This window comes from Phenylobacterium sp. (assembly GCF_030679875.1).
Lineage (GTDB): Bacteria > Pseudomonadota > Alphaproteobacteria > Caulobacterales > Caulobacteraceae > Phenylobacterium.
Map to the genome: position 1 here is coordinate 1 of NZ_JAUXSP010000021.1, position 18,367 is coordinate 18,367.

The 18,367-nt window shown below is 65.3% G+C and carries 19 protein-coding genes and 1 pseudogene; 15 read left to right on the top strand and 5 right to left on the bottom strand.

Annotated features, from left to right (window positions below; all coding sequences use genetic code 11):
- Window positions 1-143: 143 nt before the first annotated feature.
- A pseudogene (locus Q8K84_RS13470) lies at window positions 144-335 on the top strand (WecB/TagA/CpsF family glycosyltransferase); the annotation flags it as partial.
- A 51-nt stretch (window positions 336-386) separates the two neighbouring features.
- Here Q8K84_RS13470 and Q8K84_RS13475 read toward each other — a convergent pair.
- Window positions 387-1,100, bottom strand: a complete 714-nt coding sequence (locus tag Q8K84_RS13475) for a SapC family protein (RefSeq protein ID WP_305283209.1) — start codon at window positions 1,098-1,100, stop codon at window positions 387-389.
- A 132-nt stretch (window positions 1,101-1,232) separates the two neighbouring features.
- Between Q8K84_RS13475 and Q8K84_RS13480 the strand changes: the two genes are divergently transcribed.
- Together Q8K84_RS13480 and Q8K84_RS13485 are read left to right on the top strand one after the other, a co-directional pair.
- Entirely contained in the window at window positions 1,233-1,859 is a 627-nt protein-coding gene (locus tag Q8K84_RS13480) for a class I SAM-dependent methyltransferase (RefSeq protein ID WP_305283210.1), read from the top strand.
- A 183-nt stretch (window positions 1,860-2,042) separates the two neighbouring features.
- On the top strand, window positions 2,043-2,441 hold the full coding sequence (locus Q8K84_RS13485; protein ID WP_305283211.1) for a hypothetical protein: 399 nt from the start codon (window positions 2,043-2,045) through the stop codon (window positions 2,439-2,441).
- Window positions 2,442-2,455: 14 nt separating this feature from the next.
- Here the strand turns inward: Q8K84_RS13485 and Q8K84_RS13490 are convergent, their stop codons facing one another.
- Genes Q8K84_RS13490 through Q8K84_RS13500 form a run of 3 tightly spaced genes read right to left on the bottom strand, consistent with a single transcriptional unit; the run spans window position 2,456 to window position 5,549 of the window.
- Entirely contained in the window at window positions 2,456-3,517 is a 1,062-nt protein-coding gene (locus Q8K84_RS13490) for a hypothetical protein (RefSeq protein WP_305283212.1), read from the bottom strand.
- Window positions 3,514-4,251 (bottom strand): class I SAM-dependent methyltransferase, encoded by a 738-nt coding sequence (locus Q8K84_RS13495; protein WP_305283213.1) that lies wholly within the window; start codon window positions 4,249-4,251, stop codon window positions 3,514-3,516. Before Q8K84_RS13495 ends, Q8K84_RS13490 begins: the two co-directional genes overlap by 4 nt.
- Entirely contained in the window at window positions 4,245-5,549 is a 1,305-nt protein-coding gene (locus Q8K84_RS13500; protein ID WP_305283214.1) for a glycosyltransferase family 4 protein, read from the bottom strand. Before Q8K84_RS13500 ends, Q8K84_RS13495 begins: the two co-directional genes overlap by 7 nt.
- Before the next feature lie 441 nt (window positions 5,550-5,990).
- Between Q8K84_RS13500 and Q8K84_RS13505 the strand changes: the two genes are divergently transcribed.
- Window positions 5,991-6,332, top strand: a complete 342-nt coding sequence (locus Q8K84_RS13505) for a DUF1153 domain-containing protein (protein ID WP_305283215.1) — start codon at window positions 5,991-5,993, stop codon at window positions 6,330-6,332.
- Between the two features lie 46 nt (window positions 6,333-6,378).
- On the opposite strand, the gene Q8K84_RS13510 is transcribed toward Q8K84_RS13505, so the two are convergent.
- The gene (locus Q8K84_RS13510) at window positions 6,379-7,173 is read right to left on the bottom strand and encodes a molybdopterin-binding protein (RefSeq protein WP_305283216.1); all 795 of its coding nucleotides are present in this window, start codon (window positions 7,171-7,173) and stop codon (window positions 6,379-6,381) included.
- A gap of 296 nt (window positions 7,174-7,469) precedes the next feature.
- Between Q8K84_RS13510 and Q8K84_RS13515 the strand changes: the two genes are divergently transcribed.
- From Q8K84_RS13515 to Q8K84_RS17430, 11 genes are all read left to right on the top strand, one after another.
- The gene (locus tag Q8K84_RS13515) at window positions 7,470-7,748 is read left to right on the top strand and encodes a TrbC/VirB2 family protein (protein ID WP_305283217.1); all 279 of its coding nucleotides are present in this window, start codon (window positions 7,470-7,472) and stop codon (window positions 7,746-7,748) included.
- A gap of 2 nt (window positions 7,749-7,750) precedes the next feature.
- Window positions 7,751-8,089, top strand: a complete 339-nt coding sequence (locus Q8K84_RS13520) for a type IV secretion system protein VirB3 (protein ID WP_305283218.1) — start codon at window positions 7,751-7,753, stop codon at window positions 8,087-8,089.
- On the top strand, window positions 8,082-10,457 hold the full coding sequence (locus Q8K84_RS13525; RefSeq protein ID WP_305283219.1) for a VirB4 family type IV secretion/conjugal transfer ATPase: 2,376 nt from the start codon (window positions 8,082-8,084) through the stop codon (window positions 10,455-10,457). Before Q8K84_RS13520 ends, Q8K84_RS13525 begins: the two co-directional genes overlap by 8 nt.
- Window positions 10,454-11,161 (top strand): type IV secretion system protein, encoded by a 708-nt coding sequence (locus Q8K84_RS13530; RefSeq protein WP_305283220.1) that lies wholly within the window; start codon window positions 10,454-10,456, stop codon window positions 11,159-11,161. The genes Q8K84_RS13525 and Q8K84_RS13530 overlap by 4 nt, the downstream gene beginning before the upstream one ends.
- Before the next feature lie 30 nt (window positions 11,162-11,191).
- The gene (locus Q8K84_RS13535) at window positions 11,192-12,067 is read left to right on the top strand and encodes a type IV secretion system protein (protein ID WP_305283221.1); all 876 of its coding nucleotides are present in this window, start codon (window positions 11,192-11,194) and stop codon (window positions 12,065-12,067) included.
- A 217-nt stretch (window positions 12,068-12,284) separates the two neighbouring features.
- Window positions 12,285-12,965 (top strand): virB8 family protein, encoded by a 681-nt coding sequence (locus Q8K84_RS13540; protein WP_305283222.1) that lies wholly within the window; start codon window positions 12,285-12,287, stop codon window positions 12,963-12,965.
- On the top strand, window positions 12,962-13,795 hold the full coding sequence (locus Q8K84_RS13545) for a TrbG/VirB9 family P-type conjugative transfer protein (protein ID WP_305283223.1): 834 nt from the start codon (window positions 12,962-12,964) through the stop codon (window positions 13,793-13,795). The genes Q8K84_RS13540 and Q8K84_RS13545 overlap by 4 nt, the downstream gene beginning before the upstream one ends.
- A gap of 485 nt (window positions 13,796-14,280) precedes the next feature.
- Complete coding sequence (locus Q8K84_RS13550; RefSeq protein ID WP_305283224.1) at window positions 14,281-14,877, top strand: TrbI/VirB10 family protein; 597 nt, start codon at window positions 14,281-14,283, stop codon at window positions 14,875-14,877.
- 35 nt (window positions 14,878-14,912) lie between these two features.
- Window positions 14,913-15,881 carry a P-type DNA transfer ATPase VirB11 gene (gene virB11 / locus Q8K84_RS13555; protein ID WP_305283559.1) on the top strand — a complete coding sequence of 323 codons (969 nt, stop codon included), beginning with the start codon at window positions 14,913-14,915 and terminating at the stop codon, window positions 15,879-15,881.
- Window positions 15,847-17,709, top strand: coding sequence for a type IV secretory system conjugative DNA transfer family protein (locus Q8K84_RS13560; protein WP_305283225.1), 1,863 nt, complete (start codon window positions 15,847-15,849; stop codon window positions 17,707-17,709). The genes virB11 and Q8K84_RS13560 overlap by 35 nt, the downstream gene beginning before the upstream one ends.
- On the top strand, window positions 17,696-18,358 hold the full coding sequence (locus tag Q8K84_RS17430) for an LPD7 domain-containing protein (protein WP_370867875.1): 663 nt from the start codon (window positions 17,696-17,698) through the stop codon (window positions 18,356-18,358). Before Q8K84_RS13560 ends, Q8K84_RS17430 begins: the two co-directional genes overlap by 14 nt.
- The last annotated feature ends 9 nt before the right edge of the window (window positions 18,359-18,367 follow it).

The following is an 18,367-nucleotide window of genomic DNA, read 5'->3' on the forward strand; positions in this document are numbered from 1 at the left end:
ACGACGACGGCGCTCGGGCCCCGTCATCAACGTCATATGGGCCATGCTGCACAGCTATGAGCGCTCATAAGGTCTCCTTACGAGCGCAGCATCACGTCCAGGCTACCCCTCAGCAAGGCGGCCGACGGCGGAGGGGTACGCATCTCCCGCCGTGCGCGGTGTTTTCAGTTGGGGCTGCGTTCGACTACGAGGCCGGCGTGCAAAAGGCAGCACCGCGCTGGATGGGCCGAGCTGGCTTCGAGTGGTTGTACCGGTTGGCGCATGATCCCGTCAGACTCTGGCGCAGGTACTGCGTCGAGCCATGGTTTATGGTTGCCCCCGCGTTGCGGGACATCATGCTGGCATACGCCTCAGGGAGACTCCTGAAGAAGCCGGTAGGCCGCCAATCAGGCCGCGGCGACCGCGCACATTCTGTCAGCGAGCCGGCCCCAATTCAGGGTCGACTGAATCTGGCTGAAAATGGCGCTCAACCAGCCCCGCCGGCGGAGTTCGAGAAAACTGTCGTCGCTGAGCCCCCGCAATCGTGCTTCATCGATCGTTAGGAAGCCGGACAAGGATACCTTCCCCCCGTCCGGCATGGCGATCGTGGCCGTTCGACCGTCCAGTAAACCCAGCGCCCTTAGCCCCTCAACAAAGGGGATGGTCGCCCGCTCAGCAGCCTGAGCGGAGCGACAAAACTGCATAGCCGACTGTAGCAATTCCGCGGGTTCTCCCTCGGCGAAGAGCGGCGCGCCGCCGCTAGGGAGCAGCACATCATCGGCTTCCTCAATACAGAGAGCGACCAGGTCGTCTTCCTGGCGGAGGATAAAGGGATAGCGGCGCACATAGATCGGGACATAGGCCCCTTCGCGCCAACCGCCTTCGTCATCGACGAACAGATTCTCACCTTCGCGCAGCCCAAGTATCGCTACAGGTCGGGCCGCCTCGCCCGCGGAAAAGGCGATGGGGTACCATTGGGCGGCAAGCGGGATTTCAGCCAGAGTCAGGGGCACGGCGTTTGTTGCCCTGGCGAAACCGAAATCCATCGGCGCACGAAGCTGAAGCGCGCCGTGGCGCTGCAGACTGATCGTGACCGGCTTGTCGTAGAACAGCGGCTTCATGACGGTGATGGCTCCCTCCCCCAAGGAAACTGCTCCGAACCTTGACCAAGGACGAGCCCCTCCGTCGCATCCTGACGCGAAGCCGTCTATGTGCGAAGCGTCTGCGCCGCACCCTAATCTGGAAGCTTAACCATGGCTGACCTGCCCCTGCCACTGCCCTTGGATGTCGATCAGATCAAAGGGTTCCTCGATCTAGAGGAAGGCGCAGCCCTGCAGCGTGCGGCGATCGAAGGGGCCAAGCGCGGCGCTTGCCTGGAAATCGGCGCCTATTGCGGCAAGTCGGCTATCTATATCGGCGTCGCCTGCCAGAGCGTCGGCGCCGTCCTGTTCTCCATCGATCATCACAGGGGATCGGAGGAGAACCAGCCCGGCTGGGAGTATCATGACTCCGACCTCTGGGACGTGGCTGAAGGCGCCATGGACACCTTGCCCCATTTGCGCCGAAACCTGCGGGCTGCCGGCCTGGAAGAGACGGTGATCCCAATCGTTGGGCGCTCAGCTGCCGTTGCTGCGCGCTGGGGCGGAAACCTGGGCTTCCTGTTCATCGACGGCGGGCACACCATGGAGGCGGCGCTCGCTGACTACCGCGGATGGACACCACACCTCGCGCCGGGCGGCTTGTTGGCCATCCATGACGTCTTCCCTGATCCGGCTGACGGCGGCAGGCCGCCATTCGAAATCTACCAGCGGGCCCTGGCTTCGGATCTCTTCGCCGAGGTCGAGGCGGTAAAGAGTCTGCGCGTCTTGCGTCGGATGTGATCCTACGCCAGCGATGCGCCGCCGCGACGGGGCGTGGAGGTCGGCGCCCCTGACCAGTTCTGAGCGACCATCTTGGGCGCGTCACTGGTCGAATTCTCGTCAGACGGGGGTAATAGGGCTCTGTTGGACGCCTTGGCGGAGAACCCAGGATTGTTGTTCACAAGCAGGGTGCTAAGGCGGCTCATGCTTCAGCTTGCGTCGCGCGCCGCACTCATCATGTTTTTGGCTTGGGCGATCTCGATTGTCTTCGAGCCAAACCACCACGCCGCGCGCCTTCAAATTGCAGGCGACACCCTCGAGCACGGGCTCATTGCGCTTGGTCTTGTCATGCTGGCCAGCGCGGCTCTGCCGAGAGTACAACTCTTGCTCATAGGCCTCATTGTCCTCGGCCTCGGGCTTGGCCTGGAGTTGCTTCAACTCGCTCAGCTCGTGCCGGGACGCTTCGAGGTCCGCGATATCTTGGCCAATCTTACGGGCGTGATCCTCGGCTTGCTCGCGGTGGGCATCGGGGAGGTGCGCGCAGATGAGGGCTACGAGCAGAGTAAACAGGCCCACGCGAAGACGAGCGCCCTGGAGGACTAGCCCGTCCGACGTCCTCAGCCGTGGCGCACGAGGACCTGGGAGGCCGGCGTCAGGTCATAGACCGCGTCGTGGGCGAGGATCGCGGCGGCTTGCGTCCAGGTTGGCCGCTCCTCGGGCCAGATGATCGCCTCCTGGAATTGCCAGCCCATCCAGTAGACACCGTCGGCGTCCCGGTGGGCGTCCTGCCAGGTCAGAAGCTCGACGGCCCGGACGGGCCGGTCCAGCGCAACCAGGGCCATCACCAGTTCGCAGGTTTCGGCCACCGTCACCCAGGGCTGGTCGGCGACGCAGCGGGAGCCGACGCCGGGCTCGACGAACCGGGTCCAGCCGGCGTCAAGTCGCTCCAGGGCGGCCGGACCGGCAAGCGCCCCGCCCAACATCGGATAGTACCAGTCCATGGCGAAGCCGGAGCGATCAGTCGTGCGGTCGAAGCGCTCTGGCCGGGTCCGCAGCGCATCGCCCAGGCGTGAGCGCCCCTCGACCCAGTGGGGTTGAGGCTCGCCCATGAGATCGGCGAGGCTCAAAGCGCACTCCAGGCTCTTGTAGATGGACCCACAACCGGCCCGCACGGCGTCATCGGCGCTGGTCATGTGCGCCTCGGCGGACCAGGAGACATCGCCCGGCGGATGCTGCAGCGACAGGACGAAATCAATCGCGCCTCGCACCATCGGCCAGTAGGGCCGCACCATGGCCGCGTCCCCGGTCAGGATATAGCGGTGCCAGACAACGACCGCGCAGTAGGCCGCGAAATTGGTGTCGCGAAAGGCGGGCGGACGGACCCTGGCCATATGCAGACGGTCAGCCATGGGCAACATGTTGCCATACTCGCCCAGCCATCCGCCGTCAGCGCCCTGGCGCGCAGCCAGACAGTCGAGGCCGTCGCGGGCGGCGTCCCATTCCCCGGCGACGGCCAGAGCCATCACACATTCCCCGTGGTTCCACGGGTCCCAAGGTCCGGCCTCGAACCATGGGATCGCCCCATCGCCCTGCTGGGCCTCCAGCATGCACAGCACAGCGCCGGTTAGGGGGTCGCGCCGCCGCATCGGGGCTTTGCGTGTGGCCCGCGGAGCGCTCATGAGGGGCCCGTCGCCTGAGGGGCGGCCTTGCGGAAGTAGAAGGCGACGCTCTTGCCCATCAGTGGGGCGGCGATCGCCTCAAGGCCACGGGTCAAGGGGGGCTTCTCCATCAAATCCCACACCAGGAAACGGTGATAGGCCTTGATCAGCGGATGGTCGTCCTGTCGGTTCCAGAAGGCGCACTTCAGCCACCAGTAGGGGCTGTGCAGGCCGTGCGCGTAGTGCTGACCGAGGAACCGGTAGCCCAGGCGCTCGATCTCTCGGCGCAGGCTGTCCTCCTGGAAGATACGGACATGTCCGCCCGGCTGGTCGGCGTAGCCACCCTCGCCTGGGGCAAGCTTCCAGCAAAGGGTTTCAGGCCAGGCTCGCGGGACCGTGGGCGCAAAAACGGCGCCCGGCTTCAGCACCCGACGGATTTCCGCCAGCGCCGCGGGATAATCGTCCAGATGCTCCAGCACCTCTGAGCAGATCACCGCATCGAAGGTTCCGTCCGCGAAAGGCAGCCGATAGGCGTCCCCCTTCAGAAAGGCGCAAGCTCCTGGGTTTTCCGGGGGCGGCAGCTGGAACACGCCAGCCATGGCCTTGCGCAGAGAGGCCTCGTCCATGTCGAGGCCGACGACGTTCACGCCATCCTCCAGATGGACCCCGTGGCAGTGGCGGCCCTCGCCGCATCCCAGATCAAGCACCCAGTCACCCGGACGCAGGCCCAGGCGGTTCATCTCAACAGTCAGCACGCCGCGATCACCGCATCTTCGAGCACTGCCTCATAGGCCGCACCTGCCCGGTCCCAGGAGAAGACCTCCCGGGCCCGTCGTCGGCTGGCTTCGCTTAGCGAGAGCCGCTTGGCCGGATTGTCCAGAAGCTGGGCGATCGCGGTCGCCAGGGCGCCGGAATCACCGCGGCGAACCACGATCCCCGCCTCGCCCACCACCTCGGGCAGGGCCCCGCCGTCAGTGACGATCACCGGCGCGGCGCAGCTCATCGCTTCGGCGGCGGGCAGGCCAAAGCCTTCATAGAGGGACGGGGTCACACAGATGGTCGCCCGGGCGTACTGCTCGGCCATCTCTTCTCCGCTCAGGTCGCTGATGAAGCTGATGCGATCAGCAATCCCGAGGCTGTTGATCAGCTTGCCCGTCGGACCGTCCGGCTTCAGCTTGCCGATCACCACGAGCTCCAGGTCCGAATAGGCGGCCAGCAGATCGGCATAGGCCTGGATCAGAATGCCCAGGCCCTTGAGCGGCACATCGGCGCTGGCGGTGGTCAGGATGCGCCGCTCCCGCCGGCGCAGATCCGGCTGCGGGCGAAACACCGTTTGGTCAACACCCAGGGGTATTGCGGTCATCCGTTCGGGGGAGACCTTCAGATAGGCGGCCACATCGGCGCCCGCGCTCTTCGACACCACGATGACCCGGTCGAGCCGCGGCGCCACATGCTCCTGCATAGACAAGAAGCTGTACCAGCGGCGAATCAGCCAGCGCACCTTGGCCTCGGGCTCGGCGTCCAGCGCCAGTTCCAGGTCGCGGCGGATGGGGTGATGGATGACGCCGACCACCGGCAGGCCCGCCCGCTTGATGTCCAGCAGACCATAGCCGAGGGACTGGTTGTCGATGACCACATCATAGTCGGCCGCATGGGCGCGCAGATAGCGGGCTGCGCGACGGCCGAAGGTGTAGGGCTCCATGAACTTGCCCGTCAGATGCCCGAAATACTCGGCCAGGTCCGTCCAGCTGATCAGATGCCGTAGGCGAAGCGAGAGATGTCCGTTGTGGGGCTGCGCATAGAGGTCAAGCGAAGGGATCTTCACCAGACCGATTCCCGTCGCCAGGTCGGGGTAGGGCGGCCCCGACAGCACATCGACCTTGTGACCGCGGGCGGCCAGGGCCCGGGCGGCCTGGGCCAGATAGACGCCTTGACCGCCGACCCGGGGATCGGAGCGATAGGAGAGAAAGGCGATCCGCAGGGGGCCGCCGACGCGCCGACGGTCGGCAAGGTGGGCGCGGTCGGTATCTTTAACCAGGGGTGTCTCGAGCATGGCCTCGGGGTCTACAACTTGAATGCGCGAGAACCTAGACGAACCTCGCCTTTCCCTTCGGTCAGGGGGCGACAGGCGTCAAAGTCGGGCGCCGTTCAGCCTCATGCAGGCTCTACGCGCCCTGTTTCAGGCATGTGTCCGAATGTGTCCACGGATCGACCGACACCATCAGAGATTGCAGCCCACGCTTGGGTGTTGAGCGCAGAACGTTCGCCTATTAGGCGAATTTCTTGTCGCCAGCCTCTTGCCTGACGGCGGCCTTGTTCCCAGTGCTCGGGACCCATTTCAGAATGGCGCATTCCGGACGACTTACGTGGGTTAATACTGTCTGCTCGACACCTTCGCCACGATCGCGCTGAAGTTCCGGGCCGAATGGACCCTGGGCTGGACCTCAACTCGCAGTCGGTGGCAGCCCGGGTCGGAGGCTCTAGCCGGCCTCTGATGCTCCACCTCGCCATTTCGCGCCAGACTGTGGTCATCACCAGCCGGGAGGCCGACGAATCCCGCCTGCCTGTCGGCGCCCTGGAAGAGGCCCGCCGGGTGATGGAGGGCCAGGAATTCTATGACGGCGGTCAGATCCGTCGCCATGCGTCAGGCGCCTGCGCCCGCAGCCTCTATGGACTGTCGGCCGAGGAGATCGCTGGCTGGCTGGCCCTCTTTGAACGTCACGGTCTGGACGGCCTGGAGACCACCCGGGCCCAGACCTACCGCCAAGGCCGGGCACGGCCGGCTCTCCCCCCGAACCAAGGCCGCGCCCAGCCCGTGGAGATCTCCGCCGGATAGAGGCCGGGGAGCAGGACGACCCATACGGCCTGCGCGCATGTCCGCCCTAGGCGGGGATCTCCACGACCTGCACCTGGGTGATGCCAGCCTCCGCCAGGACAGCGATCAGTTCGGTGAGGGTGGCCTCGACCTCATTGGGGTCACGCCCCCGGATGACCAGGTTTGAACCGAACCCGTCAGCCCCATAGAAGGGGTAGCTGCCGAGCGACAGGGCCGGATGGGCCTTGGCGAGGATCTCCAGCGGGGCGGCTATGGCGCCTTCGCCAGACCCGTCGACCCGCAAGGTGCGCGAGACAACCACCGCTCCGCCCTTCAGTTTCGGCCCCACATCCTGCAGCATCCCGCGCATGATCTGCGGCACCCCGGCCAGCACGAAAACATTGCCGATGGAGAAGCCCGGCGGGCCCTGGACGGGGTTGTTGACCAGTTCGCCGCCCACCGGCACCCGGGCCATACGCCGGCGCGCCGCATTGATCTCCACGCCCCAGCGAGCGGTCATCATGGCCAGGATGTCGGGGTGCTCATAGAGCTCGACGCCAAAGGCGGCGGCTACGGCGTCGGCGGTGATGTCGTCGTGGGTCGGGCCGATGCCGCCAGTGGTGATCACGTAGTCATATCGGGTGCGCAGCGCATTCAGCGCCGCAATGATCTCACCCTGCACATCAGAGACGGTGCGCGCCTCGGCCAGCTCAACCCCGAAGGCGCCAAGGTACTTGGCGATATCACCGAGGTTGGTGTCCCGGGTGCGCCCCGACAGGATCTCGTCGCCAATGATCAGCACAGCAGCCGTGACACGGCCGTGGGTGAAAGGGTCGGTCTGCGCGTCGAGTTCGGTTGTCATGTTCTGCTCACCATGGGCTGCCCGATGAGTACCTTAGCGCCATAGCCACGCAAGGGGCGCTCGCCAGCCGTCGCGTTGGCTCGGCGGCTAAACTGAACTTTTGCGGACATCGCAGGACAGGGCAGCTGCGGCGCGGCAACCCGTAGGATTACGGATCTGCGCGCCCGAGAAGCGCTGGCAGGCTGCAGATCATGGAGGCCCCCATGATCAGATCTGCACCAAAGCCCCGCCGTACCCATCGCCCCCTTGCCGCCGTCAAGCCCGCGCCGGGGTTGGGTCGTAGGGCGACCCGGCGCGTGGCGACCGTCGTGCTGCTGGCCAGCCTCATCGCAGCGGGGCCGGCCCTGGCGCAGAGCTCAGGGGTTGGGGGGCAGATCGGCGGGTTTATCCAGAACATCGTCGATCTCCTTAACAGCAGCGTCATTCGGGGTCTGGCGACCATCGCGGTGATCCTCACGGGGATTGTTTGGATGTTCGGGCACATCGACATGCGCCGAGCCGGCACGGTTGTGGTCGGAATCATTGTGATTTTCAGCGCCGCTGCGATCGTCGATCTCATCGTTGGAGCCGGCTGACGATGCCGCCGCATGGTCGCTTGCGGGATGAGCCGCTCTTTTTGGCCTGCACCCGGCCAGCCATGGTTGCGGGCGCGCCGATGGAAGCGATCGGCGCAAACCTCATCCTTACCTGCGCAGTCTTCCTCATAGCGAACTCGCCCGGCTGGCTGCTGATCGCCCCAGCAATTCATGCGGTCGCACGCGAGGTTTGCCGCCATGACCCCTTCGCCTTTCGCCTGCTCTGGCTATTCCTGCAAAGCCAAGCGCGGCTTTGTGAGCACGCAGGTTGGGGCGGCGCGAGCGTAGGGCCAGCCCCCGTCTTTAGCCGCCGCAGTCTCGAGCAGGCCCTCCGTGGCTAGCCGCCCCACCACACTACGTTCCGCCCAAAGGCGGGCGCCGAGTGCGCGCGCCAGGATAGGGGGCCTCGCCCAGGCCCTGCCCTATGTGCGGCACATCACCGATGAGGTCGTAGGCCTTGAGACCCAGGCCTTGATGGTCTGCCTTCAGCTGGAGGGCGCGAGCTTCGAGACCGCCGACCTCGAAACCCTGAACGATGAGATCGGCCAGCTTAACAATGTCTGGCGCAACATCGCCGATGACCGGCTGGCGCTTTGGCATCACATCGTGCGGCGTCCCTACGCCCCGCCGCCTCCACGCCCCGTCGTAACCGGGTTCTCCCGCGCGCTCGATGACGGTTACCGAGCCCGGCTGGGGGCGGAGAAGATGTTCCTCAATGAACTCTTCCTGACACTGGTTTGGAAGCCCCCTGCCGAGACCCGACTGAACACGCCGTCGCGGAGCCAGGGACAAGGGAAACAGGACGAAGCCCGCTCGCTGCTAGAGCGCGCAGCCCAAGATCTCTCAAAGCTCCTCGCTCGGTATAGCCCGCGCACCCTGAGCCTCTATGAGGCCGATGGCCTGACCTGGTCTGAGCCGCTCGAATTGATCAACCTGATCCTGACGGGGGAGCCTGCGCGCATTCCTCTGATCCGCGGGCGCGCCAGCGGTGCGCTCACCGGAGCCCGCCTCATCTTTGGTCGTGAGGCGCTGGAAGTCAGACAGGTCGCCGACGCGTCCTTCGCCGGCGTCTTCAGTATCAAGGAATACCCCGCGCGCACCCGGCCAGGCATGTGGGATGGCTTGCTGCGGGCGCCCTACCCGCTGGTGATCAGCCACAGCTTCACCTTCCTCTCCAAGGCCAGCGCCACGGCCTTGATGGAGCGTAAGCAAAGACAGTTTCGCTCCACCCGCGACCGCGCCGGCTCTCAGGTCGAAGCCTTGGGCGAAGCGCTTGACGATCTTGTCTCCAACCGTTTCGTCATGGGCGAGCACCACGCCTCTGTCTTGGTGCGAAGCCGCGGTCCTGCCGATCTGGCGCAGAACCTGGCTGACATGCGCGCCCGGCTGGCAGACACGGGCATGGTCGCTGTCCGCGAGGATCTGGGGCTGCAGCCGGCCTTCTGGGCTCAATTCCCTGGCCAGTTCAGCTGGCGTCCTCGACCCGCGCCCATCACATCCCGGAATTTCGCAGCCTTTGCGCCCTTCCACACCTACCCCACGGGCCAAGGCCGCAAGCTGCACTGGGGCGCTCCGGTCACGACCTTTCGGAGCTCGGCCGGCTCTCCGTTCGAGTTCAGTTTCCATGTGGCCGATGTGGGCCACACCTTCATCTGCGGGCCCACGGGCTCTGGCAAGACGGTCGTCCAGAACTTCCTGCTCGGCCAGCTGGAGCGCCTGGGTCCCCGCCAGATCCTGATCGACAAGGACCGTGGGGGCGAGCTGTTCATTCGCGCCCGCGGCGGCGCCTATCTCGACTTTGCTCCAGACCGTCCGAGCGGCCTGGCCCCCCTCAAGACTCTATCGCTCACCCCGAGCAACCGCGCCTTCCTGGGACGGCTGGTGGCAGAACTCGTGGGCGGCGCGCCGGTTCTCACGCCGCGCATGCAGCGAGAGATCGACAGCGCCATTGCTGGACTGGAGCCGCTGGCGCCTCAGGCGCGCTCTTTCGCCGCCCTGCGCAGCCTCATGGTTCAAGGCCAGGCCGACGGCATCAGCCAGAACCTCGCGCCCTGGTGCGCGGGCCAACGTTTGGGGTGGGTCTTGGATGGGGATGGCGAGAGCGACGTCCTGCAGGCCGATATCGTGGGCTTCGACATCACCAGGGTCCTGGATGAGCCGCAGGTGCGGACCCCGCTCCTGATGTGTCTGCTTCACCGGCTCCACAGCTCAATGGATGGACGCCGGCTGGTCATCGATATCGACGAGTTTTGGAAGGCGCTGGGAGACGAGGCCTTTCGTGGCCTCGCCCAGGACGGGCTGAAGACCTATCGCAAGCAGAACGCCTTCCTGATCTTGGCCACCCAGTCTCCAGCTGATGTGCTCAGGTCACCGATCGCCCACACCCTGCTGGAGCAATGCCCCACCAAGATCTATCTGCCCAACCCGCTCGCCAGTGAGTCCGACTACATCGAGGGGTTTGGTCTGACTGAGAAAGAGTTCCGTCTGGTGCGCGAGGAGATGGCGCCCGGGGGCGGGCAGTTTCTGATCAAGCAGGGTAGAGATTCCGTCGTTGTCAGCCTCGACCTCGCTGGGATGGACGATGAGATCGCCATCCTCTCCGGGCGCGCCGAGACCGTCGCCCTGGCCGAACGCCTTCGAGCTGAGCTTGGGGAGCCTCCGCAGGCCTGGCTGACAGAGTTCCATAAGCTGAGGAGGAGCCTCCCATGAGGAAGGTTCGACTAGGCGCGAGCATTCTCGCCCTCACAGGGCTGGCCGCCGCCACCGCCCCAGCCGCGATGATAGTCCATGACCCGACCAGCTACGTTCAGCTGGTGCAGCAAGCCAAAACGGCCCTTGATCAGTTGGAGAGCCTTCGGACGCAGGTCGAGCAGGGGCGCCGGTTGGTCGAGACCCTGGACGAGGCCTCGAGCATCGACGACATCGCAGCCCTCCTCGACCAGGGTCCCTGGCGCTCAGCCCTGCCGAACAGCGACGTATTTGGGGCGAGCCAAACGGCTCTCGAAGACCTTGGCGACCTCGCAGAACGAACCCGCCAGCTGCGGCAAGATCAACGGCTGCTCGAGCCCGATCCTGAGAATGAGCGCGATCAGCGCCTGGAGGCGTCTGGTCTAAGAGTCGCCAGGGACATGGCCTTGTCCGAGCGTCTCGCAGCGGCTCTGGCTGAACGCGACGGCGCCCTGGCCTCGATGGACCGCGCTCTGGCGTCTGCGCCCTCGGCGCGCGCCGTTCTTGACCTGCAGGCGCAAACTGCTCTGGAGCAGACCAGGCTCGCCAATGATCACCTTCGGCTTCAGACGTTGCAGCTCGCCCAGGCCGCCGAGGCTCGCGCTCTCGCCCAAGCCGAAGAGGAACGCACCGCCCTGGCCCGCCGCCGGCGCATGGCGGCCTATGCCGCGACCTTCCAGCCATGATGATGATCGCGCGTCGTCAGGGTCTTCCCCATGGATGAGCCCTTCGAGGTCTTCGGCCCGGTCTACCTCTTCGTCGAGGACCGGCTTGAACTCTTCCTCACTGAGCGCCTCAGCGTCATGACCGCTGAAGTCGCGCCGGCCTTGCGCTCGGCCTTGGTGCTCTATGTCACCCTCTATGGGATCGCCATCGTGCGCGGCGCGATCACTGAACCCGTGCTCGACTTCGCCATCCGCAGCATCAAGCTCGCCATTATCTCCCTGCTCTCCACCACGGTCGCCTACCAGGCCTATGTGACTGAGCCGCTCTTTCGTGGACTGCCCAATGCGTTGGCAGCCGCCGTGGGCGGCGGCGGTGTGGCTGACATTGGCGGGGCTTTCGACCAGTTCTACGCCCGGGCGGCCTTTCTCGCCGACAACGTCGCCCAGGAGGCCAGTTGGACGCACTTTGGACCTTGGATCTTGTCGGCGGTCATCTATGTGGCCGCTGCGCTGACCGCGGCATTGGGGTTTGGGGTGACCCTGCTGGCCAAACTTGCGCTGGCCCTACTGATCGCGCTTGGCCCCATCTTTATCGCCTGCGCGCTCTTTGACGCGACCCGGCGCTTCTTCTTCGGGTGGCTCGCCCAAGCGATCAACTACCTGATCCTTTTTGCCCTGATCCTAGCAGTGCTGCAGCTCGTGCCGGCGATGGTGGCTGGCCAATGGGACCGAATCGAGGGCGGCGACCCCGTGGCGGGCGGCCTGGTCTTCGTGGCGCTGTGCCTGCTGGCGATGATCTTTTTCCTACAGACGCCAGCGATCGCCTCAGGGATCGCCGGGGGCGCAAGCGCCGGCATCGCTGACTTCGCCAACGCCGCCGCCACCTCGCGAAACTACCTGCTCAACGCAAACCGAGGTCGTCGATGAAAGAGATACGGCACGTCCCGGCCCTCATCGCCCCAGGTCTGATCCTAATGCTGCTCGCCGGATGCGCCGCCTTGGCTGGCGAGCCGGGCTGCGGCGAGGGCGCGCGTCGGCCCGTCAACCTACACGGCTCAGTCCTAGGCCATGGTCGGCAGACCACCGTGCCGGCGACGGCGCCGCCCGCACCCAACATGCAGACGGCCACGGGGGACGTCGTCCCATGATCGGCGTTCCATCCTCAGATCTGGAGACCTATTTCGCTGAAGCGGCCAGTTGGAGCGCCGACCAGGTCCAGGCCGCGGAGCGATCTCGTAGGTTCGCCTGGGTGATGGCGGCCGTCGCCGCCGTCGTGGCGGGCCTCGCCGTGAGCGCTGTGGCCGCCCTGGCGCCCCTAAAGACCGTTGAGCCGTTTGTCGTGCGCGTCGACCGCGCCACCGGCGCGGTGGACGTCATGACAGCCCTGACGTCTGAACGACCGCTGACCTATGACGAGGCGGTCTCCAAACACTTCCTGGCCCAGTATGTCCGCGCGCGGGAGGGCTGGTTGGCGCCGGCAGCCACAGCCGATTTCAGCCAGGTGGCGATCATGTCCACCCCAGCAGAACAACAGCGCTGGGCGGCCCTGACCGAAGCGGCCAACCCCAGCAGCCCGCAAAATCGCTATGGCCCCGCCGCCGAAGCCGAGATCGAAATTCGCGCGATCAGCTTCGTCAGCGCCAATGTCGCTAGCGTCAGATTCAACCGGCTGGAACGATTTGGCGCCACGGCCACATCGTCGGACTGGATCGCCACGGTGGCGTTTCACTACACCGACGCGCCCATGGCCGAAGCCGACCGTTTTCGAAATCCCCTCGGTTTTCAAGTCTCCAGCTACCGGGCCGACCCGGAGGTCATCCCATGACCCGACTGGTACTCGGCATGCTCATTCCTTGTTGCATACTCGTCGCGCTCCCGGCCGCTACGGCGCCCTTAGACGCAACCGATCCCCGCATCGCGGTTGTCGATGTCAGCAAGGCTGATGTGATCCCCGTTAGGGCTCGGCCCGGTTACGCCACCCAGATTCTGCTGCCCAGTGAGGAGCAGGTTGTACACGTGGTGATGGGGGAAGCGCGAGGTTGGGAGGTGGCTGTCCATGGGAACAACCTCTTTCTCAAGCCGCTGAACGACGCCCAACCCACCAACCTCCTGGTCACCGCCGAAGCCGGCGGGGGCGCCCAGCACTACCGGTTCGATTTGACGCTCGCCACGACCAGTCAGTCGACCCCCTTCGAGCTGCGCCTGACCAAACCCCGTCAGGCGCAAGATGCGGACTTCACCGCAGCGCTAGCCGCCGCTGAGGCCCGCGACCGCGCCCTCGTTGAGCAGACCCTGCAGGCAGCCCCGTTCGAGGGCCCGCGCAATTTCGCCTACTCAGCCCAGGGGGCCTTGGAGCTGCAGCCCTTCGAGGTCTCTGACAATGGCCGCTTCACGCTGCTGCGGTTTCCCGCTCAGCAGCCTGTCCCGAGCATTTATGAGATCAGCGCCGAGGGGGTCGAGCGGCTGGTCCCGTTTCATATTCAAGACGAGTTCCTCGTTGTGCACCTCGTGGCCAAGCGGCTGCGGTTGCGTAGGGGCGAGCGGCGTCTGTGCCTCTTCAACGAGGCCTTCAGTCCCTACGGCGGCGCTGAACGGACCGGAACGGCCTCGCAGTCCCTCACGCGAGATCTGAAATCCGCAGAGGTCAGACCATGAGTCACATTCCAGACCCCCCAGGTGAGCCTGAAGCCCCGCCCCTGAACCGCACCATTTCACCGATAGCGAAGCAGCTAACCTATCACCCCTCCCGTAGCCTCATCTTTGTCGGCTTGGGGGTGCTCGGCGGAGGCGCAGTCCTACTGGCCAACCTCCCCGACGGCGCACCGCCCTCACCACTAAAGTCGGCGGGACCCGCCAAGCAGGTGGTTCGATTTGAGGCTGGCCCCAGCCGACCTACCCTTGCCGAACCTGGGCCAGACGCGCCCCATCTCTCAGAAGTGGAGGTCAGCGCACCGGACCCCGATTTCTCAGATCACGCCGAGCAACCCACCTCGAGTGCGCCCCAGCCTCACGCTGAGACGCCTGAGTCCCCGCCCTCGGGCCCGCTCGTGGTCTACAGCCGCGCCCCAACGCTCAAGACTGAGGCGCGTGGTTCGCCAGCGGCATCCTCCGCCGACGCGCCCGCCGTGGCGCGAGCGAGGGTGCAGAGTGGGGCAGACACGATCACCACGGTTCGGGCAGATCAGGTTGGGGATCGCAATTTCAGACTGCTTGCCGGCGCGATCATCCCTTGCCTGCTGCAGACGGCGTTGGATTCCAGCCGGCCAGGTCATGCGACCTGCCTGCTTCCCAGCGACGTCTATTCCGACAATGGCGCAACGGTCCTTCTGGAGAAAGGCACACGGGTCCTGGGCCGCTATGACGCCGGCCTCGCCCGCGGCGACCAACGACTGCTCGTGCAGTGGCTTCGCGCGGTCACACCAGCGGGCGTCAGCATCGTCCTCGACGCCCCAGCGGCCGACGCCCTGGGGCGATCTGGCCTAGCCGGCAAGCTCGATACGCGCTTCTGGTCAAGGTTCGGCGGGGCGGTGCTGCTGTCGCTCGTTGATCAGGCGCACGCGACCAGCCGACCCCAGGAAGGGCAGGTGTGGGTTACGCCTTCACAGGCCCCTACGCTGGCCTTGGAAACCTCGATCGATCTGCCTCCCCGACTGGTGGTGCCGCAAGGTCTGGAGGTCTCCATCTTCGTCACCCAGGACCTCGACTTTTCCGGGGTCTATGACCTGCGGCGGCGGTGATCATGGTGGCTCAAGACATTGTGCTGCGCCGCTACATGGAGCCCCTCCAAGATTGGCTCAACCGACCGGGCGTCACAGACCTAGTGGTCAATCGGCCAGGAGAACTGGCCATTGAGGAAGGCGGCCGCTGGCGTTGGCGCCTGGAGCCGCAGTTGTCGGCGACTTGGTTGTCGACCCTGGCGCACCTGGCTGCGGCGAACTCCGGTCAGAATGTGGATGAGGCCAATCCCATTTGTTCGACCACACTGCCAGGCGGCGTCCGATGCCAAGTGGTTCTGCCCCCTGCGGCAAGCCAGGTCTCCCTGACGCTGCGCAGGCCCTCTCGCCGGCGGATGACGCTGAAGTCCCTGGAGCGTCGCGGGTTGTTCGAGCTGGTCGACGCCCCCCGACTTACGCGGCCTGATATCGGCCACCGCCTATCGTCGCTGAGGGACGCTCGCGACTGGCCCGCGTTTCTGGCGATGGCGGTCCAAACTCGCAGAAACGTCCTGATCTCAGGCGCCACCGGCTCTGGAAAGACTACCCTGGCCAAGGCATTGATTGAGCAGGTTCCCCCGCACGAGCGGCTCGTCACCATCGAAGATACGCGCGAGCTCACGCCGCCGCATCGCAACGTCGTCCATCTTCTCTATGCGAAGGATGGGCAAAGCTTGGCCCAGATCGGACCCAAGGACCTCCTGGAGAGCGCCTTGCGGATGCGGCCCGACCGCATCCTGATGCAGGAGCTGCGTGACGAGGCGGCGTTCCTCTACCTGCGCAACGTCAATACCGGCCATCCAGGCTCGATCACCACCATTCACGCCGACAGCGCCGAACTGGCGTTCGAACAGCTTGGCCTGCTTGTGCGCGAATCTGCCGCCGGTCGTCATATGACCAGTGGCGATGTGAGCCGGCTGCTACGGCGGCTGATTGATGTGGTGGTGCAGCTGCGTCGGGTTGATGGGACGTTTCGGATGACTGAGGTCTGGTATGAGCCCGATCACACACCTCCCCTTCCCGGCTAAGGCCGCACTGATCGTCCTTAGTCTCATCACAGCCGCGCTGCTGATGATTGGGTGCGCGCTCATTATCGCCTTGGCGGGTTTAAGGCGGCTGACCCCCTCCCTCGACCCCTCCGATGTCGTGGTCTGGGCGTGGCACTTCAGGGCCGACCCGCAGCTGCGCCAATGGTTTGGCATCGGCCTGCTGGCCGCCTTCGCCGTGTTCAGCCTCTTCACCTTCGCGATGCTGCGGAAGTCCACGCCGCTGCATGGCGCCGCGAGATGGGCCAGCGAAGCTGAAGTCGCCGCCGCAGGCCTGCGCCACCCAACAGGGATCATCCTTGGGCGTCGCGCAGGTCGGCTGTTGGTGTTTGGCGGCGAAGAACACGTCCTTCTGGCCGCGCCGACCCGATCGGGAAAGGGCGTCGGCGTGGTGATCCCCAATCTGCTCAATTGGCCAGACTCGACTGTGGTGCTGGACGTCAAGCGAGAGAACTGGCGCGCGAGCGCGGGTTTTCGCGCCGCAGCCGCTCAACAGGTCATCCTGTTTGATCCGTTTGACCCCGAAGGTCGCACCGCCAGGTTCAACCCCTTGGGACATGTGCCGCGCCACGATCCCTTCCGGGTGATCGATGAACTGCAAAAGATCGCAGGCATGCTCTTTCCGACCCCCGACAATGCCGACCCCTTCTGGGCCGAGGCCGCGCGAACGGGGTTCATCGGCGTAGGCGCCCTTGTGGCGCAACTGCAGGAGCAGACTTTCAGCCTTGGCAGCATCTATGCGGAGTTGACCCGGGGCGATCCTCGCCGGCGATTGCCCGCGACCGTGCAAGCCCGCGCCGACAGCGGAAACCCGGTTTGGCCGAGCTGCGCCCAAGCCCTGGCGGACTTCTGCTCGGCCTCAGACAATACCTTCGCCTCAATCAAGCAAACCATCACCGCCAAGATGGGACTCTGGATCCACCCGCAGGTTTGCGCTGCGACGGAGGTCAGCGATTTTCAGCTGGAGGACCTGCGGCGCCGCCGAATGTCCATCTATCTGGGGGCCTCGCCAGACAACCTTTCGCGCCTCGCCCCGCTCTACAATCTGTTCTTTCAACAGCTCGTAGACCTGAACACCCGCCAGCCGCCGCAGGGTGATGAGCCCTATCAGGTCCTTGTCATTCTCGATGAATTCGCAAGGCTAGGGCCCGCCAAGGTTCTGGCGCACGCCTTTTCCTATGCCGCGGGGTACGGCCTGCGGCTCATGCCCGTTCTGCAGAGCACCGCCCAGCTTCGCGGCCTCTATGGTTCCGACCTAGCCGAGGAGATCATCGCCAACTGCGGCGCGGAGGTCATCTTCACGCCCAAGGACATCCAGGTGGCGCGGAACTTAAGTGAGCGTCTCGGCCAATACGGCCTCACCACCAGAACCCGGAGCCGCCCGGCAGGCCTATCAAGCGGCCGTCGGAGCCTGAGCGAGTCCTCACAGCGCCGTCCGTTGATGCTGCCGCAGGAACTGCTTCTCATGTCTCAGGCCGACATGCTGGTGCTGCGGGGCGGGGTCGCGCCCATTCGGGCCAAGAAGGTGGTTTACTGGCGCGAGCAGGCTTTTCTCAGCCGCGTGCTACCCCCGCCCATCGTTCCGCCAATTGCAAAGGGCCAGGCCTCAGCTGCAATTGAGGAGCCTGATGAAACCCTCGGAGACTCAGGACGCGATGAGATTGAAGACATTTGCGATGCGCTGAGCGAAGGCGGCTACGATCCGCCGCCGCCGAGCCACGCCGATGAGGAGACGTGGCGTCGTTGGAGCCTCAAATATCTCGATCAAGCCTATGGCCGTACCCCGCGCCGGGCCCATGGCCGCGACTAAGGCGCCTAATATTGTGGTCGCGATCAGCCGCGCCCTCGAGGCGGTTCGCGCCGATGTGCCGCCCGACCTGTTGAGCCGGTACTATGTTGATGGCCGAGGTGGACCTGGCGTCGGGTTTTATCCGAACCGCACAACCTATCACCCAGTCATCCGAGATTATGGCCGCGTCTTGCGAACAGACCGAGGAGATCAGCAGACCAGCGCCGACATCGTTGCGATCGCCCATAGGCGGCGCTGGACGACAATTGAGGTCCATGGAGATCTAACCTTCCGACGGGAAGTCTGGATGGCGGCGAGCGCCTTGGGTCTTCAGGTCCGCGGTTACACCCCGAGCATCAGAGACCAGAAGCTGCTCGAAGAGCACCTGGCTAAGCGGACTAGGCTGGCGACTCATCCCCAAGAGGTCGCGCCAGCTCGCCCTGCGCCTGGTCGCCCGGTCCATGAGGAGGGGCAGCGAGCCTGGGCGCCCTTGCGGGTCATCGAGACCCTCGCCGCGGCGCGAGTGGCCAGCCCTGAAATCCGGGACCGGCTCTTGAGCCAGGCGCAGGCTCGGCTCGAGCAATTGCGCACTCCAGGACGCCAAGTCGATCCGCTTCACGCCCCGCTATCTATCGAACGGCTTCGAAAGCCGCAGGACCGGCAGAGATGAGCCTGGTCG

Excerpts from the sequence above, each read along its gene's own strand:
- Q8K84_RS13475 (WP_305283209.1), bottom strand. The coding sequence starts at position 1,100 with ATGAAGCCGCTGTTCTACGACAAGCCGGTCACGATCAGTCTGCAGCGC.
- Q8K84_RS13480 (WP_305283210.1), top strand. The coding sequence starts at position 1,233 with ATGGCTGACCTGCCCCTGCCACTGCCCTTGGATGTCGATCAGATCAAA.
- Q8K84_RS13485 (WP_305283211.1), top strand. The coding sequence starts at position 2,043 with ATGCTTCAGCTTGCGTCGCGCGCCGCACTCATCATGTTTTTGGCTTGG.
- Q8K84_RS13490 (WP_305283212.1), bottom strand. The coding sequence starts at position 3,517 with ATGAGCGCTCCGCGGGCCACACGCAAAGCCCCGATGCGGCGGCGCGAC.
- Q8K84_RS13500 (WP_305283214.1), bottom strand. The coding sequence starts at position 5,549 with ATGCTCGAGACACCCCTGGTTAAAGATACCGACCGCGCCCACCTTGCC.
- Q8K84_RS13505 (WP_305283215.1), top strand. The coding sequence starts at position 5,991 with ATGCTCCACCTCGCCATTTCGCGCCAGACTGTGGTCATCACCAGCCGG.
- Q8K84_RS13510 (WP_305283216.1), bottom strand. The coding sequence starts at position 7,173 with ATGACAACCGAACTCGACGCGCAGACCGACCCTTTCACCCACGGCCGT.
- Q8K84_RS13520 (WP_305283218.1), top strand. The coding sequence starts at position 7,751 with ATGCCGCCGCATGGTCGCTTGCGGGATGAGCCGCTCTTTTTGGCCTGC.
- Q8K84_RS13530 (WP_305283220.1), top strand. The coding sequence starts at position 10,454 with ATGAGGAAGGTTCGACTAGGCGCGAGCATTCTCGCCCTCACAGGGCTG.
- Q8K84_RS13535 (WP_305283221.1), top strand. The coding sequence starts at position 11,192 with ATGGATGAGCCCTTCGAGGTCTTCGGCCCGGTCTACCTCTTCGTCGAG.
- Q8K84_RS13540 (WP_305283222.1), top strand. The coding sequence starts at position 12,285 with ATGATCGGCGTTCCATCCTCAGATCTGGAGACCTATTTCGCTGAAGCG.
- Q8K84_RS13545 (WP_305283223.1), top strand. The coding sequence starts at position 12,962 with ATGACCCGACTGGTACTCGGCATGCTCATTCCTTGTTGCATACTCGTC.
- virB11 (WP_305283559.1), top strand. The coding sequence starts at position 14,913 with ATGGAGCCCCTCCAAGATTGGCTCAACCGACCGGGCGTCACAGACCTA.
- Q8K84_RS13560 (WP_305283225.1), top strand. The coding sequence starts at position 15,847 with ATGAGCCCGATCACACACCTCCCCTTCCCGGCTAAGGCCGCACTGATC.
- Q8K84_RS17430 (WP_370867875.1), top strand. The coding sequence starts at position 17,696 with ATGGCCGCGACTAAGGCGCCTAATATTGTGGTCGCGATCAGCCGCGCC.